Source organism: Streptomyces sp. CA-278952, assembly GCF_028747205.1.
Taxonomy (GTDB): Bacteria; Actinomycetota; Actinomycetes; order Streptomycetales; family Streptomycetaceae; genus Streptomyces.
In genome coordinates this window covers 3,336,944-3,356,153 of record NZ_CP112880.1, presented here as the reverse complement: position 1 = coordinate 3,356,153, position 19,210 = coordinate 3,336,944, and the positions used below count along the sequence as shown (strand labels likewise).

The window sequence follows — 19,210 nt, the reverse complement described above, 5'->3', positions numbered from 1 at the left end:
CATATGCCACCCGGTCGAGTGAAGCAGAAACGGCCCGGCACACCGCGTGGGTGCCGGGCCGTCTCCGTACAGCCGCCGAGCCGTGAACCGGTAGGAGCTACAGCTTCTCGATCACGTAGTCGACGCACGCCGTCAGCGCCTGCACGTCCGCCGGGTCGATCGCCGGGAACATCGCCACGCGCAGCTGGTTGCGGCCCAGCTTGCGGTACGGCTCGGTGTCCACGATGCCGTTGGCGCGCAGCACCTTGGCGACGGCCGCCGCGTCGATCTCGTCCGCGAAGTCGATCGTGCCGATGACCTGCGAGCGCTTCGCCGGGTCCGTGACGAACGGGGTGGCGTACTTCGACTCGTCGGCCCAGCCGTAGAGGTGACCCGACGAAGCCGCCGTGCGGCCCGTCGTGAAGTCCAGGCCGCCCTGGGTGTTCATCCACTTCAGCTGCTCGTTCAGCAGGAAGAGGGTGGAGAGCGCCGGGGTGTTGTACGTCTGGTTCTTGAGGGAGTTGTCGATCGCCGTGGGCAGCGAGAAGAACTCCGGGATGTGCCGGCCCGAGGCGTGGATCCGGGCGGCGCGCTCCAGCGCGGCCGGGGAGAACACGGCGATCCACAGGCCGCCGTCGGAGGCGAAGGACTTCTGCGGGGCGAAGTAGTAGACGTCGGACTCGGTGATGTCGACCGGCAGGCCGCCCGCACCGGAGGTGGCGTCCACCAGGACGAGGGAGCCCTCGTCGGCGCCCGCGACGCGCTTGACCGGGGCCGCGACACCGGTGGAGGTCTCGTTGTGGGTGAAGGCGTAGACGTCGACGCCCGCCTCGGCCTTCGGGTCCGGGTGGGTGCCCGGGTCGGAGGCGATCACGGTGGGGTCGGACAGCCAGGGCGCGAGCTTCGCGGCCTTGGCGAACTTCGACGAGAACTCGCCGAAGTTCAGGTGCTGGGACTTCGACTCGATCAAACCGTGCGTCGCGACGTCCCAGAAAGCGGTGGAGCCGCCGTTGCCGAGGACGACCTCGTATCCCTCGGGGAGGGAGAAGAGGCTGCGCACGCCGTCCCGTACCTCGCCGACCAGGTTCTTGACCGGGGCCTGGCGGTGGGACGTGCCGAGGAGAGAGGTGCCGGTGGCGGCCAGCGCGTCGAGCGCCTCCGTCCGCACCTTGGAAGGACCGGCGCCGAAGCGTCCGTCGGCGGGCTTGATGTCAGCGGGAATCTGGATGTCGGCCACGGGACGGAGCGTAGTCCCTCGGTGGCACGGCTCAGCAACCGTGTCCGTCGGATGAGACGCGCGCTCCGGCCCGTGGACGTCACCCATCGTCACTCACGACGAGCGATCAGGACGTGTGGCCGAACGGGCAGCCCAGCTCCACCGGCAGTTCGTGCAGGTCGTTCTGGGTCACGATCGGCTTGTTGCGCAGCTCGGCGGCCGGCACCGCCAGGTCCAGTTCCGGGAACCGCTCGTACAGGGCCGGGAGCGCGATGCCCGCCTCCAGGCGGGAGAGCGCCGCACCGGGGCAGATGTGCGGGCCGTGGCCGAAGGCGATGTGGCGGTTCGGGGTGCGGGTGGCGTCGAACTCGCCGGCCGTCGGGCCGTACTGCTCCTCGTCGCGGCCCAGCGCGCCGAACGAGACGATCAGCCCCTCGCCCTTCGGCAGGACCTTGTCGCCGACCTCGATGTCCTCCGTCGCGAAGCGGATCAGCACGTGTGAGGTCGGGGTGTTCCAGCGCAGTGTCTCCTCGATCACGCCGTCCCACCCGATCTCCCCCTCCAGCACCTTCTTGCGCTGCTCGGGGTGGGTGGCCAGCGCCTCCACGACGTTGACGATCAGGCTGATCGTGGTCTCGTGCCCGGCGGCGATGATCAGTTGCAGCGTGTTGACGATCTCCTCGTCGGAGAGGTGGTCGCCGTCCTCGGAGGCCGCGATCAGGGCGCTGGTCAGATCGTCGCCCGGGTTCGCCCGCTTGGAGTCGACGATCTTCGTGAAGAGGGCCCCGAGGTCCGCCATCATCTGCGGGACCTCCTCCGGCGGCGTCTGCGTCGAGAAGAACTTCTCGAACAGCTCCTTCAGCCGGGGGTGGTCCGCCGCGTCCACGCCCATCAGCTCGCTGATGACGTTCATGGGGAGCGGATAGGCGAACTCGGCCTTCAGGTCGACAGGCTGTCCGGCCGGGAGGGCCGCCAGCCTCTCCAGGCTCGCGTTCGTCAGCGCCTCGATCCCGGTGCGCAGCCGCTCCACCCGCTTCACCGTGAGCGCCTGCGCCACCAGCGTACGGAGACGGCGGTGGTCCGCCCCGTCGACCGTCAGCATCGAGCGGCCCGGGTTGGCCAGGCCGATCAGCGGCCAGTCCATGGGTATCTCGCCGCGCTGCCAGGCGGTCCAGACGTTGATGTCCTTGACCAGGCGGCTGTCGGTGAGCAGTGCGCGGGCCTCCGCGTGGCGGGTGACCGCGTACACGTGTACACCGCCGGGCAGTTCCACCTCGGCCAGCGGGCCGGCGGCCCGCAGCGCGGCGCTCTCGCCGTCGAGGTCGGTGACGAACGGGTCGAGCGCGATGCGGGTCATGCGGGGCCTCCGAGGCTTCCGGGTCTTCCTACGGCGGGGGTGGGTGTGAAGAGCACCGGCAGGTCGGTCAGCCCGCGCAGCCAGGGCGAGGGGCGGCGGGTGAGCTGCTCGGCGGGGACGGCGAGGTCGACGTCGGGCAGCCGGTCGAGGAGGACCTCGATGCCGGTACGGGCGATGACCTCGGCGGTCTCCTGGGCCGGGAACGGGCAGCGGTGCTCGCCGTGGCCGAAGGAGAGGAAGGCGTTGTTGCCGCCGGTCAGCGTCGAGCCGTCGGTCCGCACCTGCGGGTCGCCGTTGGCGGCGGCGAGGCCGAGGAGCAGCAGGTCGCCGGCGCGGATGTGGCGGCCGCCGAGGTGGGTGTCGCGGGCGGCCCAGCGGCCGGCCACGTTCTGGGTGGGGGTGTCCTCCCAGAGGACCTCGTTCATCGCCTCGGCGACGCTGTGCCGGCCGCCCGAGAGCGAGGCGGCGAATCGGTCGTCGGTGAGCATGAGGCGCAGCGAGTTGCCCATCCAGTCGGCGGTCGGCTGGTGGCCGGCCGCCATCATCACCATGAGGTCCTGGGCGACCTCCTCGTCGGTGAAGCCGCCGGGGTCGGCGAGCATCCGGGTGGCGACGTCGTCGCCGGGCTCGGCGTGCTTGTCGGCCAGCAGCTGGAACATCGACGTGCCGAGGTGCTGCTGTCCGGCGAGCGCCCGCTCCCGGCCGTCGATCATGTCGTTGATCGCGCCGACCAGCGGGTGGGCCTTCTCGTCGGAGAAGCCGTAGATCCTGGCCAGCACGAGGGCGGGCAGCAGCTTGGCGTACTCCGCGATGATGTCGACCGAGCCCTTGGTGCAGAACCGGTCGATCAGCTCGTCGGCGAACTCCTCCGCGTACCGCTTCAGGGAGAACGGGTCGACGCCCTCCAGCGCGTTGCTGATCATCATGGCGCGGACGCTGTGGCGCTCGCCGACCGTGTAGAGGATCGAGGGCTGCTTGCGCCCGATCATCGGCAGCAGCGGCCAGTCGTCGGGGATGCGGTCCCACTGGTTCCACAGGTCGGAGTCCCGGCTGAAGAGGACCGGGTCGCCGGTGACCTGGTGCAGTTCGCGGTAGCCGAGGACGAGCCAGGCGGGCACGGAGCCGTCGAGGACGACCGGGGCGATCGCCCCGTGGTCGCGCCGCAGGTCCCGGTAGAGCTGGACGGGGTCGCTCTGGAAGCGGGGCCCGGACAGGGGGACGGACCCGTGGGTGACGGGGCAGCCGGAGACAGGGGTCACGGGGCGGGCTCCGGGGTCGGGGCGGCCGCCGCCAGGGCCGCCTCGGGGGCGCGGAGGCGGGCGGCGGAGAGCGCGGCGAGGTGTTCGACGAGCGTGATGAGCACGTACTTGCTGGACGAGCGGTCGCGCGCGTCGCACTCCACCAGCGGCACGTCCTCCGAGAGGTCCAGGGCCTCACGGATCTGCTGCTCGCTGTGGAGCGGCCCGCCGAAGTCGTTGCACGCCACGATGAACGGTGTGCCGTGGTGCTCCAGGCGGTCGATGGCGTACCAGGAGTCGGCGAGCCGCCGGGTGTCGACGAGGACGACCGCGCCCAGCGTGCCGGAGAACAGCCGGTCCCACAGGAACCAGAAGCGCTCCTGTCCGGGCGCGCCGAAGAGGTACAGCACGGAGCGTGCGTCGAGCGTGATCCGGCCGAAGTCGAACGCCACGGTGGTGGACGACTTGGCCTGGATGCCGTCGAGGTGGTCGACGGCCTCGCCCGCGCGGGTCATGGTCTCCTCCGTGTTGAGCGGACGGATCTCGCTCACGGATCGGACCATGGTGGTCTTGCCGACCCCGAAGCCGCCGACGACAACGATCTTCAGTCCGTTGTCGGCCGTCGCGCTCAGGGCGGCGCGGTCAGAGGTTGCGGAGTCCAACGAGCACCTGTTCCAGGATGTCGGGGTCGGGGAGCCGGTCCGCGACACGGGCTGTACGGGGGTGGCGGGCGCTGATCCGGCCGGTGTCGAGCAGGTCGCACAGCATGATGCGAACGATGCTGACCGGCAGGTTCAGAGTCGCGGCTATCTCGACGACGGCGGTGGGGCCCTGGCACATCCGCAGGATCGCGACGTGCTCGGACTGCATCCCGGGGGCCGGGTCGCACTCGGCGACGACGAGCGTCACCAGGTCGAACGCGGCGGAGTCGGAGCGGCTGCGGCCCCCGGTGAGGGTGTACAGCCGGTCCGGGTCCTCGTCGCGGCCCGGCCGGGGGCGGGGTGCCGTCGTCATACGGCCGGGACCTCGGCGGGTTCGCGCGGCGGCGCGACGAGGTGCTCGCCGAGCTGCTCGACGAGCTCGCTCATGTTGTGGCCGACGAGGCCCACGTCGGAGTCCTCGTCGGCGACGACGGCCAGGTGGGCCCCGGCCCCCGCCTCGACGATGAACAGCACGCCGCCGTAGAACTCGGCCATCGCGGACCGTACGCCGCCGGTGCCGTCGCCGAATTCGATGGACGCGCCGTGCGAGAGGCTCTGGATCCCGGCGGAGATCGCGGCCAGCTGGTCGGCCTGGTCGACGGAGAGCTCGGGGGTGCGGCACAGCTTGAGGCCGTCGCGGGAGAGGACGAGGGCGTGGCGGGTACCGGGGGTGCGGTCGAGCAGCCCCTCCAGCAGCCAGTTGAGCTTCTCGTCGGTGGTCGCGGTCATCGGGTGTTGCCTTCCGGGTGCGTGGAGTTGGCCCGTACCGCCTTGCTGAAGGTGCTGAAGCGCGCTGCCTGGACCTTCGGGTCGGTGGTGCGGGCCCGGGGGGTGTCGGCTCCGCCGGGGGTGGCGTTGCCGGTACGGGACTCGGCGGCGGCCAGCGTGCGGCCCCGGCGGCGCTTGGGCAGGCCGCTCTCGCCGAACGCGGGCACGGCGCCCGTGGTCTCGGACTCGGACTCCGAATCCGCCGAAGAGCCCGAGGGCTCCGACTCCGCCGCCGGGGTCAGGGGCCTGGAGGCGTCGTCCTCGGCAAGGGACCGGGCCGCGGGGGCGGCGCCGGCGGTGTCCGTTCCGGCGGCCGAGGCGTGCGAGGGCTCCGGCTCGGCGGGGGCGGTGAGGGCGGCCGGGGCGGCTGCCGGGGCAGCGACCGACTGGGCCGGGGTCGTCGCGGTCGGTGCGGGCGAGCGGGAGATGAGGTCCTGGGGGAGCATCATCAGCGCGCCGGTGCCGCCCCGGGCGGACGGCCGGAAGGAGACGGTCAGTCCGTGCTTGCGGGCCAGCCTGCCGACGACGGCGAGCCCGAGGCGGGTGCCGGAGAGGTTGGTGAGGTCCTGGTTCTCCGCGGAGACCGCCTTCTCGGCGCGGCGCAGCTGCACCTCGCTCATGACGAGCCCGCTGTCCTCGACGGTGATGACGATGCCCGCCGGGACCTCCTCCACGTACACGTGGACCTCGGCGGTGGGCGGCGAGAAGTTGGCAGCGTTGTCGAGGAGTTCGGCGAGCGCGTGCATGACGCCCTCGGCCGCGTGACCGGCGATGGCGACATCGCTGGTGGAGTGCAGGCGGACCCGCTGGTAGCTGCCGATCCGGCCCATCGCGCCGCGCAGGATCGACTCCATGACGATCGGCTTCGCCCAGCGCCGGCCGGAGCGGGCCCCGGTCAGCACGGCGATGGAGTCGGCGAGGCGGCCCGCCTGGGCGGTGCGGTGGTCCAGGTGGAGCAGGTCCCCGAGGACGGACTCGTCGGAGTGCCGGTGCTCCATCTCGCGGAGGTCGGCCAGCATGCTGGTGGCCAGGGCCTGCATCCGGCCCGCCGCGTTGGCGCAGGCGGCGACGGCCGCGGAGCGCTCGGTCTCGGCGCGGGTGGCACGGGCGGTCAGCCGGTCGACGGAGACGGCGAGCCGGCCCTGCTCGGCGGCGGCGGCCGCGGCGATCCGCTCGTTCTCGGCGCGGGCGTCGGCGACGACCCGGGCGGTCTCGGCGGAGGCGGCGCCCTTGATCCGGGCGGTCTCCGCGGTGAAGCGCTGGGCCTCGACGGCGGAGGCGGAGACCAGGCGCGAGGTCTCGGAGGTGAACCGCTGTGCGTCGGCGGCCCGCAGGGCGCGCAGGGTCCGCGCGGTCCCCAGGGTGTGGACGGTGACGGCCACGCAGACGCTCAGCAGCACGGCGGCTGCGCCCGCGCCCCAGGCCAGCGGGGTCCGTACCGCGTCGGGGGCCGCGGCAACGCCCCACAGGGTCAGCGTGCCGGTTGCGGCTGCCGAGATCAGCAGGGCGAGTGCGGTGGGCCGGTGTGAGGGGCGCAATCGGAGTCCTCGGTGGCGGACGGTGCGGGACGGTATGAGGCGGTGCGAGGCGGTGCGGAGTCTGCGGGGCGGTGCGGCGTCATGCGGGGCGGTGCGGCGTCATGCGAGACAGCTCGGAGTGGTGTGAACCGGGTGAAATCGACCAGTCGAATTCAGGACAGTTCGGCACGGGTGTGGGCGATCCTGCGCAACTGGAGCTGCCAATTCCTGCGCAAGTCTTGGTCACTATAGGAGACTTGACGGTCTGTTTGGGAAGATCTTGTGGGCTTTTTTGTACTGCTTACGTGCTTTGGTCCGCCCGTATCCCAAGAGTTCACCTGTCCCGACGGCATGCTGGGACCATGGCCGAACAGCATCGACCGCGTACCGACACCCGACCGGCGACTCCCCGGGCGGCTTCCCCGGCTTTCGTCGCTGCCCTCCGCTCCGCCGTACGCGGCACGAGCGACTTCGGGGCCGCCGCACGGGCGCTGACGACGATGGACGCCTCCAACTACCGCCGGGTGCCGCTCGGTGTGCTCGCCCCGCGTGACGCCGACGACATCGCCGCCGCCCTGGCCGTCTGCCGGGACCACGGGGTGCCGGTGGTGGCGCGTGGCGGCGGCACCTCCATCGCCGGACAGGCCACCGGCACCGGACTGGTCCTCGACCTCACCCGCCATCTGCGCACGATCCTCGACCTGGACCCCGCCGCCCGCACCGCCGTCGTCCAGCCCGGAGTGATCCTGGACGACCTGCGGGCCGCCGCCGCACCCCACGGCCTGACCTTCGGCCCCGACCCCTCCACCCACAGCCGCTGCACTCTCGGCGGAATGATCGGCAACAACTCCTGCGGCGCCCACTCGGTGGCCTGGGGCACGACGGCGGACAACGTGCGGAAGCTGTCGGTCGTCCGTTACGGGGGCGAGGCCCTGCACCTGGAGCAGGGGAGCGGCGAGGGGCCCGAAGGCGTCGGCGCACTGGTCGCCGCCCACCTCGCCCTGCTGCGCACCGGCTACCCCGGCCTCCCGCGCCGCATCTCCGGGTACGCGCTCGACGCCCTGCTCCCCGAACACCCCGGCGGCCCCGACCCGGTCCGGGCGTTCTGCGGCAGCGAGGGCACCCTCGGCATCGTCACCGAGGCCACCGTCCGCCTGGTCGAGGCCCCGCGCGCCCGCGCCCTGGCGGTCCTCGGGTACGCCGACGAGTCCGCCGCCGCCGACGCCGCCCCGGGCCTCCTCCCGTACCGCCCGCTCACCGTCGAGGGCATGGCCGCCGACCTCGTCACGGCGTCCGCCGGGCTGCCGCGCGGGGCCGCCTGGCTGTTCGTCGAGACCGGCGGCGACACCCCGGCCGAGGCGAGGGCGCACGCCGAACGCGTCCTGCGGGGGGCCGACGCGGTGGACGGGGCGGTCGTCACGGACCCGGCCGGGCAGCGGGCCCTGTGGCGGATCCGCGAGGACGCCGCCGGAACCGCGACCCGGATGCCCGACGGATCCGAGGCCTGGCCCGGGTGGGAGGACTGCGCGGTGCCGCCCGCCCGGCTCGGCGCGTACCTCCGCGACTTCCGGGCCCTCCTCGCCGAACACGGCCTGCGCGGCACCCCGTACGGCCACTTCGGCGACGGCTGCGTCCACGTCCGTATCGACTTCGACCTGATGACCGACGCCGGGGTGGCCCGCTTCCGCCGGTTCTCCGAGGAGACGGCCTCTCTCGTCGTCGCGCACGGCGGCTCCCTCAGCGGCGAGCACGGCGACGGCCAGGCCCGCGCGGAACTGCTGCCCCGGATGTACGGGGACGAGCTCGTCGCCCTCTTCCACCGTTTCAAGGACCTGTGGGACCCGGACGGCGGCCTGAACCCCGGCATCCTCGCCCGCCCCGCCCCCCTGGACGCCAATCTCCGTTTCGCCGTCCTCCCGAAACGCCCGGTGGACGTGGAGTTCGGCTACCCGCAGGACGGCGGGGACTTCGCGGGCGCGGTCCGCCGCTGCGTCGGCGTCGCCAAGTGCCGTACGGCGGAGGCGAGCGGCGCGGGCGTCATGTGCCCGTCCTTCCGGGCGACCGGCGAGGAGGCGCACTCGACCCGGGGCCGGGCCCGGCTGCTCCACGAGATGCTCGCGGGCGAGGTCATCACGGACGGCTGGCGCAGCGAGGAGGTCCGGGACGCGCTCGACCTGTGCCTCTCCTGCAAGGGCTGCCGCAGCGACTGCCCGGTGGGCGTCGACATGGCCACGTACAAGGCGGAGTTCCTGCACCACCACTACCGGGGCCGGCTCCGCCCCGCCGCCCACTACGCCATGGGCCGCCTGCCGCAGTGGCTGCGCCTGGCGCGGCCCTTCGCCCGCCCCCTCAACGCGCTGGCCCGGCTGCGCCCCCTCGCCGCGCTCGCGAAGCGGCTGGCCGGGATCGCGCCCGAGCGCACGATTCCGGTGCTGGCGACGGAGACGTACAGCCGGTGGCTGCGCCGCAGGCAGGGCAAGGGGACGTACGTCCTCTCCACCGACCGGGTGGTGGCGCTCTGGGCGGACACCTTCACCGAGCACCTCTCCCCGCAGGTGGGCCGGGCCGCGGTCCGGGTCCTGGAGGAGGCGACCGGGCGTACGGTGCTGCCGCCCCCGAGCGGGCTGTGCTGCGGCCTCACCTACGTGTCGACGGGACAGCTCGACGCGGCCCGCCGCGTGATGCGCCGCACCCTGGACCGCCTCCACCTCCCGCCCGGCCACCCGCTCGTCGTCCTCGAACCGAGCTGCGCCGCCACGCTCCGCACCGACCTGCCCGAACTCCTCCCCGACGACCCGCGCGCCGCCGAACTGGCCGCTTCGGTACGGACGTTCGCCCAGTACCTGGAGGAGTACGCCCCTGACTGGACCCCGCCCCGCCTGGACCGGCCGGCCGCCGGCCAGACGCACTGTCACCAGCACGCGGTCCTCGGCGACGCGGCGGAACGCGGGCTGCGCGAACGGATGGGCCTCACCGGCGAACTCAGCGGCGGCTGCTGCGGGCTCGCCGGGAACTTCGGCTTCGAGAAGGGCCACTGGGAGGTGTCCGTCGCCTGCGCGGAGGAGCGGCTGCTCCCCGCCGTACGGAACGCGGAACCCGGTACGGAACTCCTCGCGGACGGCTTCTCCTGCCGTACGCAGCTCGACCAGCTGGCCGGGCGGCGGGCCCGGCACCTGGCGGAGGTCGTCGCGGAGGCCATCGAGGAGGTGGCTGCGACGGCCGTCGACGAGGGGCCGGGGGGCGGCGGGTAGGGCCCGGCCCGGGGCTCAGCGCGTCGTGCCCCGGGTGACGATCTCGCGGGCCAGCGCGGCCAGCTCCGGCAGGGCGGGGTGGCCGGGGGCGTCGCGGCGGGCGAGGAGGACCGGGACGCCCGGGGCGTCGTCGAGCGGGACGTAGACGACCCCCGCGTGCGGGTGCAGGGACGCGGTCGAGGCCGTGGACACCCCGCTGCCGCGGCCGGCGGCGATCGCGGTGAGCCAGTCGTCGGTGTTCCCGACGGTGACGGTGGTGGCCGGCCGGGCGTGCGGCGGCCACAGGCCGGCGGTGGTGGTGCCGGAGACGGTGTTCAGGACGACAGGACCTTCCGCGAGGTCGGCGAGGGCGAGCGAGGCCCGTCCCGCGAGCGGCCCGTCCGCGGTCACCGCCGCCACCCGGACCTCGGTGAACAGCACCTCGGCGACGAGTCCCGGCGCGTCCACGGGCCCCCGCAGCAACGCCGCGTCGACTTCGCCCCGGGTCAGGCCGGCGGTGCGGTCGTCGATCCGGAGCAGCTCCAGGGGGGTCCCCGGGTGGCGCTCCTGCCAGGCCCGCAGCAGCGGCGTGGTGTACGGCCCGAACGCGGACCAGGCGTGCCCGAGCCGCAGCGGCCAGGTGCGCAGCCGGCCGGGGTCGAGGGCCTCGTCGAAGGCGGCGACCGCGGCGGCGGCCTTGTCACGGAAGGCGACGCCGTCGGGGGTCAGGGCGAGATGGTGGGTGGAACGGTCGACGAGCCGGACCCCCAGGTGCCGCTCCAGCGCCGCGAGGGTGCGGGACACGGCGGGCTGGGTGAGCCGGAGGCGGGCGGCGGCACGCGTGATGTTCAACTCTTCGGCGACCGCGAGGAAGGCCCGTAGGTGCCGGAGTTCCACGGGGCGGCCGGTGGGGGGCGCTTCGTTCATGCGTGGGGAGCATAACGGGAGCGTGATCGGTATTTCACGGAACGCGCGGGCGTCCTTACGGTGAAGGGAAGCCGACGGCGGAGCAGTATGCCTTGCCGTACCGCTAGTCCATTACAGTGTACTGAGCCGTCTCGTCCCCGTTCCCTCGGAAGGTCCCCCGTGAACGACCAGCGCAGCGCCGCCGAACCGGCCGCCGCAGCCGTCGCCGTACCCGAATCGGTGACGGCACTCGAAGGCGCCGCGCCCGCCGGGCGGACCGGGGCCGAGCGCCGGGCGGCGCTGACGCCGATCGTGCTGGTGGTCGCCGGCGGCCTGTCCGTCCAGTTCGGCTCGGCCGTCGCGGCGCTCCTGATGCCGAAGGCGGGCGCGCTGGGCGTCGTCACCCTGCGGCTGGCGGCCGCCGCGCTGATCCTGCTGGTGATCTGCCGCCCGAAGCTGCGTGGCCACTCGCGTGCCGACTGGGGCACGGTGCTCGCCTTCGGCGTCGCGATGGGCGGCATGAACACGCTCTTCTACCAGGCGTTGGACCGGATCCCGCTCGGCATCGCCGTCACGCTGGAGGTGCTCGGCCCGCTGGCCCTCTCGGTGTTCGCCTCGCGCCGCCTGATCAACCTCGTGTGGGCGGGCCTCGCCCTCGTCGGCGTCGTCCTGCTGGGCGGCGGGGGCTTCGACCGCCTCGACCCGGTCGGCGCGGCGTACGCCCTGGGGGCCGGGGCGATGTGGGCGGCGTACATCGTCTTCAGCGCCCGCACCGGCCGCCGCTTCCCGCAGGCGGACGGGCTGGCGCTGGCGATGGTGGTCGCCGCGGTCCTCTCGCTGCCCCTGGGCATCATCGAGTCCGGCGCGAAGCTCACGGTCCCGTCCACCGTGGCGCTCGGCGCGGCGGTGGCCCTCCTCAGCTCGGTCCTCCCGTACACCCTGGAGCTGATGGCGCTGCGCCGGCTGCCCGCGCCCACGTTCGCCGTGATGATGAGCCTGGAGCCGGCCATCGCCGCCGGCGCGGGCTTCCTGATCCTGGACCAGGCCCTTTCCACCACGGACGCCCTCGCCATCGCCCTGGTCATCGGGGCCAGCGTCGGCGCGGTGCGCAGCCGGACGGGCCCACGCCGCGAGGGGTGAGCCGCGGCGGGGCCCTCAGCCGTCGGCGGGCAGGATACGGAAGGCTTCCAGTCCGGGAGTCAGCGGTGACATGGCGCGGAAGTCGCGCTGGTCCAAGGTGAAGATGCGGTCCGTTCGGTACCGGTCGGCGAGGACCACTCCGACCGCGTCGGCCAGGTCGAGCCGGAGGCCTTCGTACTTCTGACGGACTTCCTGGGCGGTACGCAGGTCCGCGAGCCTCAGTTCGGCGAGGCGGTACTGCCCGTCGTCCATACGGGAATTCAACGCCTCCATCACTTGCATGGCCGCAGGGAACCCCAGGTCCCGGTGGACCAGGTGGTCCAGCTCGGTGACGACCAGGGGGGAGATGGCGAGCCTCTCGTTCTCCAGGATCCGGGCCGCCTCCGAGTGCTCTGCCTGTGCGGCGTCGAAAGCGGCGTAGAGAGCTGAGGTATCGGCAACGATGATCAACGACGTGCCGTCCGGTCCTTGATGTGTTCGTACACCGATTCGTCCATCTCGTCAGGCGTGCGGGAGCGTCCGCTGTCGAAGACGGGCAGTTCCCGGGTGCGTTTCGGCCGCTCCGCGCTGTCCAGCAGCAGGGCGATGCTCCGCCGGATGAGCTCGGCCTTGCTGACGCCGGTCGCGGAGGATTCGGCATCCAGTCGCACTTCCAGTTCTTCCGGAAGGTACACGGTCGTCTTTCTCATGCCGCTGATTTTACCACCCTGCCCTACGTAGGGCAGGGTGACGCCGCGGGTCCTGGGGCACCGGGGCCCCCGGCCCCGTCACTCGGCCGCCGGGAAGGGGAAGCGGACGTCGGTCAGCCGCCCCGAAACCTCCCACAGCCGTTGCCCGGTCGCGGCGTCGACGGCCGCCGGGGCGAGGGCCACCCGGGTCGGTCCGCCGCGCAGCTCGCCGGGGCCGTCCGGGCCGATGAGGTCGCCGCCCCGCGCGTCCGGGGCGGTCGCCGCGTACAGCTGCGGGAGGGCGCCCGCAGCGGGGTGCTGGGCGAGGGGCCGCAGTACGCGGCCGAACAGCAGCTTCACCAGACCGGTCGGCCCGCTCGTCTGGAGGTTCGTCGCGGTGTAGCCCGGGTGTGCCAGCAGGCTCCGGACCGGGCTGCCGGACGCGGTCAGCCGCCGGTGCAGCTCATGCCCGAAGACGGCGTTGGCGAGCTTCGACCGGTCGTAGCAGGCCATCGGCCCGTAGTCGCGTTCGCTGTTCAGGTCGTCGAAGCGCAGGTGCGCCTTACGGTGGTTGACCGAGGTCACCGTGACGACGCGCGGGTCCCGCCGCCCGGCCGCCAGCAGGTCGAGCAGCAGCCCGGTGAGCGCGAAGTGGCCGAGGTGGTTGCAGGCGAACTGGAGCTCGTGCCCCTGCGCGCTGGCCGTGCGGGGCGGTGCCATGATCCCCGCGTTGTTGACGAGCGTGTCCAGTCGCGCGTGGTCGGTGTGCAGGGCGTCGGAGAACGCCCGTACGGAGTCGAGGTCGGCCAGGTCCAGGCGGCGCACCTCCAGCGAGGCCCCCGGCCGGTCGGCGGTGATGTCGGCGACGGCCCGGCGCCCCTTCTCCTCGTCGCGCACGGCGAGGATCACGTGCCCGCCCCGGCGGGCGAGGGCCTGGGCGGTCGCCAGGCCCAGGCCGCTGTTGGCCCCGGTGACCACGGATACCCGGCCGGCCTGGTCGGGGATCCGCTCGGCGGTCCAGCGCGGTTTCTTCTGCTTCCCGTCCTGTTCTGTCATGTGGCACACGTTGTCGTGAGTGTCACTCGGTGTCAAGGCGATACCAGGCGTCAAAAAGGTACCGGGTGTCGAGCGTGGCATGGCGCTACGATGGTGGGCGTGAGCACCCGCCCCGCAGTGACCATGGCCCAGCGCAAACGGCAGCTCGTCACCGACGAACTGACCGAATCGGCGCTCCAGTTGATGGCGCGCGAAGGGTTCGACGCGGTCACGGTCGACGCGATCGCCGCCGACGCCGGCGTGTCCAAGCGGACGTTCTTCCGGTACTTCGCGTCCAAGGAGGACGTGGTGGTCCAGTTCCTGGCCGACATGGGAACGGGCATGCGCGCCGAGCTGGCCGCCCGCCCCGAGGCCGAACCCCTCTCCGCGGCCCTGCGGCACGCCGTCTGGGTCGCCATGGCGGCCTGCGCCGACGGTGCCGAGCACTCCGGCCGGGCCCTGCGGGTCGTCCAGCTGATCCTGCGCACACCTGCCCTGCGCGCCCGCTTCCTGGAGCACCAGGCCCAGTGGCGCGACGACCTCGCCGTGGAGACGGCCCGCCGCCTCGGGCTCGACCCGGAGACGGACCTCTCCCCGCGCCTCGCCGCCGGGGCCGCGCTGGCGGCGTTCGACACCGTGCTGCGGCGCTGGAGCGACAGCGACGGGGTCGAGGACCCCGCCGCGCTCACCGACCGGGCCTTCGCCTTCCTCGCCCCGGCGCTGGACAGCGACAGCCCCTAAGGGCTGTCCCGCAATTCCCGGCGGGCGCACGACGGCAGCTACGGCACCTCGCCGCGTTGTCGGAACGTCCGCATACATCCAGTATGCGGACGTCCCTCCGCCTTGCGATGCACCGCATCTGACGCCGCGCGCTGATCCACCGGGAATTGCGGGACAGCCCTTAGCCAGGAGCGTTTCCGCGGGCCGCTCACCAACTGCACGGCCGGTGCAGTTCGGTGATGGAGTCGGCCAGTTCGGCGGGGCGCCCTGGCCACCCCGTCCGGTGCCAGTGCTCGATGCGCCAGGACAGCCGCCGGGGCCAGAGCGGGGTGCCGGGCAGGTGCTCCACCGGTATCCAGACCGGGGCGCCGCCGTAGTTGTCCAGCGTCTCCGGTGGGCCGATCTCGCCCGTCGTGGACACGGTGAAGTAGTGCTCGCGGCGTCCGCCCTTCCAGACGCGCGCCACCTCGGGCCCCACGGTCCCCGCCAGTCCGGTCTCCTCGTCGAGCTCACGCAGGACGGCCGCCGTCGTCGCCTGGGCCATGGCGAGACTGCACACCGGAGCACTAATCCGCTTGCAGTACGAAGAACAGGAAGCACAGGGCGCGGCTCGGCCGCGATGGCCTCGGGGAACAGCTCGCGGGCGGCGGGATCAGGCTCCGGCTCGCTGATGACCGTAATCCGGAAACCGGCCCCGGTGAAAGCCTCGATCATCGCGTGCAGCGGCCGGTTCCAGCGACTCACCAGGGTGGTCTGGCCGCCCATGCTCCACTCTACGGTCCAGTTGGCGGTGTCGACGTAGTCGCACTCGGCGACTCAACGAACTTCGGCCCGGCCCGGGCGCAGTTGACCCGCACGTGATCACGAAACCACACTGGAGTGCTGGCGGAGTGGCTCGATCCGCCGACAGGGCCCTCACGACGTCGGGAATCAGCCATTCCCCGCGCCCGGAAATGAAAGGCCCCCACCCGCGAATCTCGACGACGGCGCCATCGAAGGCGCCTCACACTCACGTCTTCACGTCAATGGATTTTTTCGGGACATGGAGGAAGTCATTCAGATTTCGCACTCCCCCATGGGTTCGGTCAAACAACTAGGTTGACCGGGCACGCCGCAGCCTCCGCAGAGCCTCGGCGCGCGGCGACGTACGAGCGGGGGCGAGCGTCACGGGGTGAGTCGGCCGGGCCGGAAAAGGCCGGCCACGCACTCCACACCTCTGTGCCTCCTCTCTCGGCCGCCTGCAACGTCTCTCCCAGCGTGACCGAAGGAGCCCCCGTGGCCGACGAGATGGTGCGCACGGCGCAGCAGTTCATCAATGGCGTATATGGAGGAAAGCTAGGCATCGGCCGTCTGCCGGAGACCGGGGAGACCGGATGGTCGACCATGTTCGCCCTGACTCGCGCCCTCCAGTACGAACTGGGCATCACCAGTCTGTCCGACGCGTTCGGGCCCACCACGCTGACGACCCTCACCTCCAAGTACCCGGTGCTCAACGGGGACACGGTCCCGTCGCAGAACTTCACCAAAATCATTCAGTCGGCTCTTTATTGCAAGGGCTACGACGGCGGTGACATCGACGGCACCTACAACTCGCGAGTGGCCTCGTCGATGGCCCGTCTGAAGCAGAACATGGGAGTGGACTTCGTCTACCCCGGCGGCAACCTGGTGCCGAAGGTCTTTAAGGGCCTCCTCAACATGGACGCCTACGTGACCGTCAACGGCGGCACGGAAACCGTGCGGGCGGTGCAGCGGTGGCTCAACGGCTCGTACGTGTCCCGCAGGGACTTCTACATCATCCCGGCCGACGGCAACCACTCGCGCGATGTCGCCAAGTCGATGCTCTTCGCGGTGCAGTACGAGCTCGGAATGGCCGACGGCACGGCCAATGGCGTCTTCGGCCCCGGCACCCAGAGCGGGCTCAAGAGCCACACCGTGTCCACGGGTGACTCCGGCCCCTGGGTACAGCTCTTCTCCGCCGGCATGGTGCTCAACCAGCGTCCGGGAGTGACCTTCTCCGGGACCTTCACCAGCTCCCTGGCCTCGGCTGTCTCCACCTTCCAGTCCTTCGTGAAGCTGGCCGTGACGGGCACCGGCAACTTCTCCACATGGGCTTCGCTCCTGGTGTCCTACGGGGACCAGTCCCGCAACGGTGAGGCCTGCGACGGAGTAACCAAGATCACCGCAGCGCGCGCTGCCACCCTGAAGGCCCAAGGCATCACCTACATAGGCCGCTATCTCACGAACCCGATCCCGGACGACCCCGAGCTCCCGGAGAAGGAGATCCAGCCCGGAGAACTGCAGACGATCGCCGAGAACGGGTTGCGCTGTTTCCCGATCTACCAGACCTTCGGGCGGGCCGCAGCGAACTTCAGCTATCCGCAGGGGCGCGCGGCGGGACAGGCAGCGATCAACGCGGCGCTGGATCACGGTTTCAAGCCGGGCAGCCGGATCTTCTTCGCCGTCGACTTCGACGCCCTGGACGAGGACGTCACCAGGAACGTCCTGCCGCACTTCAAGGGCATCCGGGACGCCATAGCCGACGACGGCAATCGCTTCGGCGTCGGCGTGTACGGGCCGCGCAACGTCTGCACCCGTGTCGGGGAGGCGGGCCACGCCACCGCGTCGTTCGTCTCCGACATGTCCTCGGGCTTCTCCGGCAACTTCGGCTACCCCCTGCCGACGAACTGGGCCTACGACCAGATCGTCACCCGCACCGTGGGCAGCGGGGCCGGATCGATCAACATCGACATCAACATCGCCTCGGGCCGGGACACTGGCCAGGGCTCGTTCGACGCCCCCCGGGGCCAGCTCCCCGACACCTCGCTGGACTCCGACCTCATCACTGCCATGCGGACCGACGTCGGCAAGTACATGGAGTCGATCGGCTTCCCCAACGACGGGGGCCTGCGGTCCCACACTCACGAGGAGTGCTTCCGCAGGGTGGTCCTCGAATACGACAGCGTCACCACCCTCCTCGCCTACCGCTACAACATGCGCAAGGCGCTGATCCAGACGACCGCGTACTGGGAGATGCGGCACATCGACCCGGTCGACCTGTCCTGGGACGCGGAGATCGCCCTCGAGTTCCTGACGACCAGGAGCTTCCGGGACAGTTCCACGGGCCTCGCGCAGATCTTCGGCAAGACAGCGGTGCTGGCCTGGAACAACGCCGTCAGGAAAGGCTACGCGGAGGGCACCATCCGCGATGTCACCAACGACGAGGCCAAGTACAACATCTGGGCCGACTGCCGACACGACGACCAGTTCTCCATGTCGACAGTGCCGCTGATCCATCTGTGGAACGCAGACGGGGCACCGGGCGCGGACCCCGAGGAGACGCCGCTGCGCTCGATGCGCCTGAACTACACCGATTCGGAGGTCTTCCAGATCCTCCGGCGGTACCAGGGCACCAACGCCGAGGCCGTGGAACACGCCAGACAGCGGATGGCTCTCTACCAGATCATGGAGAAGTACAACTCCATCTCCCGGCACAACTGACAGGGCCCGCCGCATGCTGGTGACAGACACCTCGGACGACCTCTACATCGGTCTCGTGTTCCTGCTGACGCCGCTGGGTATCGGTCTGACGCTGTGGATGACCGTCCGCGGTCTGCGGCTGCTGCTCGGGAGACGCGGCGGGCGCGACGCCCGCACCCTCGTCCGGGGCGCCGCAGCCGTCGCGTGGGCCTGCGCGTTCGGTTTCTACACCTGGGGGCTGCTGCATTTCGTGACCCTGGACGAGAGCCGCCAGGCCCAGGCCTGTGAAGAGCGGCTGGGAGCCGAGCGGGCACGGTCCGTCGACGGATACGAATACGCCTTCCTCCCTGTGAAGTTCAGGTGCCACCTCACCGGCGGGCAGACGTACGACGCCGTCGTGCCCGGATATGTGAATCCCGCGGCGGGGCTGTTCGGCGTGACCGCCGCCGCACTGACCTACGCCGCTCGCCCGAAGAACTGGCTCGAGGAGACGAAGAAGTGACCGTGAACATATCCCGCCGGACCGCGCTGACGCGTGCGGCGCTCGTGGTGGCCGCCGCCGCCGTCGGATCGCAGGTGCTGTCCGCTCCCGCCCGCGCCGCGGACCGCGCCCCCGACCCGGAAACGCTGCGCAAGGAGATCGCGGCGGCACAGGAACGCAACAAGCGGGTCCTGAGCGGTATCCCGTCCGAGAACGGCTGGGAGATGGAGAAACTCGCCGACGACCGCGGCAGCGTCTACACCAGACCCGTCCCGGGGACCCCTCTCGAAGGCGTGCGGATGCGCATGGGGGACGTCGAGACGGTTCTCGTCCATGTGGTCACCCGGTTCCACTACGAGATCGACGCCCTGCGCGCCGGGGAGGTGACCGGCTGGCGGGCACCGGGTTCCGTGCGGAAGGGACTCCCGGAGTCCAATCTGGCTTCCGGCACGGCGGTGCAGATCCGGCCCCGGTCCTACCCCTCCGGGGCCCGTGGGGGATTCTTCCCCTTGCAGGAGCTGGTCGTCCGCGACATCCTCGCCGAGTGCGAGGGCGTGGTGCGCTGGGGCGGTGACGACCGCAAGCCGGACGAGTCGCTCTTCTCCATCGACGTGCCGCCGGGTGACGAGCGCCTGAAGAAGACCGCAGCGAAGATCCGCGGCTGGAACCACACTCCGGGGCTCGGCGCCGGGGCTCAGGTGGACCCGGCACAGTCGCAGCGGCGCCGGGCCGCCGAGCGCCTCGCGGCCCGGCAGGCCTGAGCCTGCGCCTACCGGA

Annotated in this window: 17 protein-coding genes and 1 pseudogene; 6 read left to right on the top strand and 12 right to left on the bottom strand. The window is 71.7% G+C overall.

Annotated features, from left to right (window positions below):
* Positions 1–97: 97 nt before the first annotated feature.
* The 7 genes from serC to N7925_RS14820 all read right to left on the bottom strand — a co-directional run bounded on the left by serC (position 98) and on the right by N7925_RS14820 (position 6,797).
* Positions 98–1,216 carry a phosphoserine transaminase gene (gene serC / locus N7925_RS14850; RefSeq protein WP_274344105.1) on the bottom strand — a complete coding sequence of 373 codons (1,119 nt, stop codon included), beginning with the start codon at positions 1,214–1,216 and terminating at the stop codon, positions 98–100.
* Positions 1,217–1,322: 106 nt separating this feature from the next.
* On the bottom strand, positions 1,323–2,552 hold the full coding sequence (locus tag N7925_RS14845) for a cytochrome P450 family protein (RefSeq protein ID WP_274344104.1): 1,230 nt from the start codon (positions 2,550–2,552) through the stop codon (positions 1,323–1,325).
* On the bottom strand, positions 2,549–3,811 hold the full coding sequence (locus N7925_RS14840; protein WP_274344103.1) for a cytochrome P450: 1,263 nt from the start codon (positions 3,809–3,811) through the stop codon (positions 2,549–2,551). The genes N7925_RS14845 and N7925_RS14840 overlap by 4 nt, the downstream gene beginning before the upstream one ends.
* Positions 3,808–4,452 carry a GTP-binding protein gene (locus tag N7925_RS14835; protein WP_018961871.1) on the bottom strand — a complete coding sequence of 215 codons (645 nt, stop codon included), beginning with the start codon at positions 4,450–4,452 and terminating at the stop codon, positions 3,808–3,810. Before N7925_RS14835 ends, N7925_RS14840 begins: the two co-directional genes overlap by 4 nt.
* A complete protein-coding gene (locus tag N7925_RS14830) occupies positions 4,433–4,804 on the bottom strand; it encodes a DUF742 domain-containing protein (RefSeq protein WP_003967208.1) in 372 nt (123 codons plus the stop codon). Before N7925_RS14830 ends, N7925_RS14835 begins: the two co-directional genes overlap by 20 nt.
* Positions 4,801–5,220 carry a roadblock/LC7 domain-containing protein gene (locus N7925_RS14825; RefSeq protein ID WP_006126641.1) on the bottom strand — a complete coding sequence of 140 codons (420 nt, stop codon included), beginning with the start codon at positions 5,218–5,220 and terminating at the stop codon, positions 4,801–4,803. The genes N7925_RS14830 and N7925_RS14825 overlap by 4 nt, the downstream gene beginning before the upstream one ends.
* Entirely contained in the window at positions 5,217–6,797 is a 1,581-nt protein-coding gene (locus tag N7925_RS14820) for a sensor histidine kinase (RefSeq protein ID WP_265600091.1), read from the bottom strand. The genes N7925_RS14825 and N7925_RS14820 overlap by 4 nt, the downstream gene beginning before the upstream one ends.
* Positions 6,798–7,138: 341 nt before the next feature.
* On the opposite strand from N7925_RS14820, the gene N7925_RS14815 reads away from it, so the two are divergent.
* Positions 7,139–10,027 carry an FAD-binding and (Fe-S)-binding domain-containing protein gene (locus N7925_RS14815; RefSeq protein WP_443032155.1) on the top strand — a complete coding sequence of 963 codons (2,889 nt, stop codon included), beginning with the start codon at positions 7,139–7,141 and terminating at the stop codon, positions 10,025–10,027.
* A 15-nt stretch (positions 10,028–10,042) separates the two neighbouring features.
* Here the strand turns inward: N7925_RS14815 and N7925_RS14810 are convergent, their stop codons facing one another.
* The gene (locus N7925_RS14810; protein WP_274344102.1) at positions 10,043–10,933 is read right to left on the bottom strand and encodes a LysR family transcriptional regulator; all 891 of its coding nucleotides are present in this window, start codon (positions 10,931–10,933) and stop codon (positions 10,043–10,045) included.
* Positions 10,934–11,092: 159 nt separating this feature from the next.
* On the opposite strand from N7925_RS14810, the gene N7925_RS14805 reads away from it, so the two are divergent.
* The gene (locus N7925_RS14805; protein WP_274344101.1) at positions 11,093–12,052 is read left to right on the top strand and encodes an EamA family transporter; all 960 of its coding nucleotides are present in this window, start codon (positions 11,093–11,095) and stop codon (positions 12,050–12,052) included.
* 15 nt (positions 12,053–12,067) lie between these two features.
* Here N7925_RS14805 and N7925_RS14800 read toward each other — a convergent pair whose 3' ends face one another.
* From N7925_RS14800 to N7925_RS14790, 3 genes are all read right to left on the bottom strand, one after another.
* Positions 12,068–12,502, bottom strand: a complete 435-nt coding sequence (locus tag N7925_RS14800; protein WP_265600087.1) for a type II toxin-antitoxin system VapC family toxin — start codon at positions 12,500–12,502, stop codon at positions 12,068–12,070.
* On the bottom strand, positions 12,499–12,741 hold the full coding sequence (locus N7925_RS14795; RefSeq protein ID WP_265600086.1) for a CopG family transcriptional regulator: 243 nt from the start codon (positions 12,739–12,741) through the stop codon (positions 12,499–12,501). The genes N7925_RS14800 and N7925_RS14795 overlap by 4 nt, the downstream gene beginning before the upstream one ends.
* A gap of 78 nt (positions 12,742–12,819) precedes the next feature.
* A complete protein-coding gene (locus N7925_RS14790) occupies positions 12,820–13,776 on the bottom strand; it encodes an oxidoreductase (RefSeq protein ID WP_274344100.1) in 957 nt (318 codons plus the stop codon).
* Between the two features lie 90 nt (positions 13,777–13,866).
* Between N7925_RS14790 and N7925_RS14785 the strand changes: the two genes are divergently transcribed.
* Positions 13,867–14,496 carry an acyl-CoA-like ligand-binding transcription factor gene (locus tag N7925_RS14785; RefSeq protein WP_265600084.1) on the top strand — a complete coding sequence of 210 codons (630 nt, stop codon included), beginning with the start codon at positions 13,867–13,869 and terminating at the stop codon, positions 14,494–14,496.
* A gap of 187 nt (positions 14,497–14,683) precedes the next feature.
* Here the strand turns inward: N7925_RS14785 and N7925_RS14780 are convergent.
* Positions 14,684–14,998 (bottom strand): annotated as a pseudogene (locus N7925_RS14780) (NUDIX hydrolase); the annotation flags it as partial.
* A 752-nt stretch (positions 14,999–15,750) separates the two neighbouring features.
* Here N7925_RS14780 and N7925_RS14775 point away from each other — a divergent pair.
* The 3 genes from N7925_RS14775 to N7925_RS14765 are packed head-to-tail and all read left to right on the top strand — an operon-like array spanning position 15,751 to position 19,194.
* Positions 15,751–17,973: a glycoside hydrolase domain-containing protein gene (locus N7925_RS14775; RefSeq protein WP_274344099.1), complete on the top strand. Its 2,223-nt coding sequence runs from the start codon at positions 15,751–15,753 to the stop codon at positions 17,971–17,973.
* A gap of 13 nt (positions 17,974–17,986) precedes the next feature.
* On the top strand, positions 17,987–18,454 hold the full coding sequence (locus tag N7925_RS14770) for a hypothetical protein (RefSeq protein WP_265600082.1): 468 nt from the start codon (positions 17,987–17,989) through the stop codon (positions 18,452–18,454).
* Positions 18,451–19,194 carry a hypothetical protein gene (locus tag N7925_RS14765; protein ID WP_274344098.1) on the top strand — a complete coding sequence of 248 codons (744 nt, stop codon included), beginning with the start codon at positions 18,451–18,453 and terminating at the stop codon, positions 19,192–19,194. The genes N7925_RS14770 and N7925_RS14765 overlap by 4 nt, the downstream gene beginning before the upstream one ends.
* Positions 19,195–19,210 lie beyond the last annotated feature (16 nt).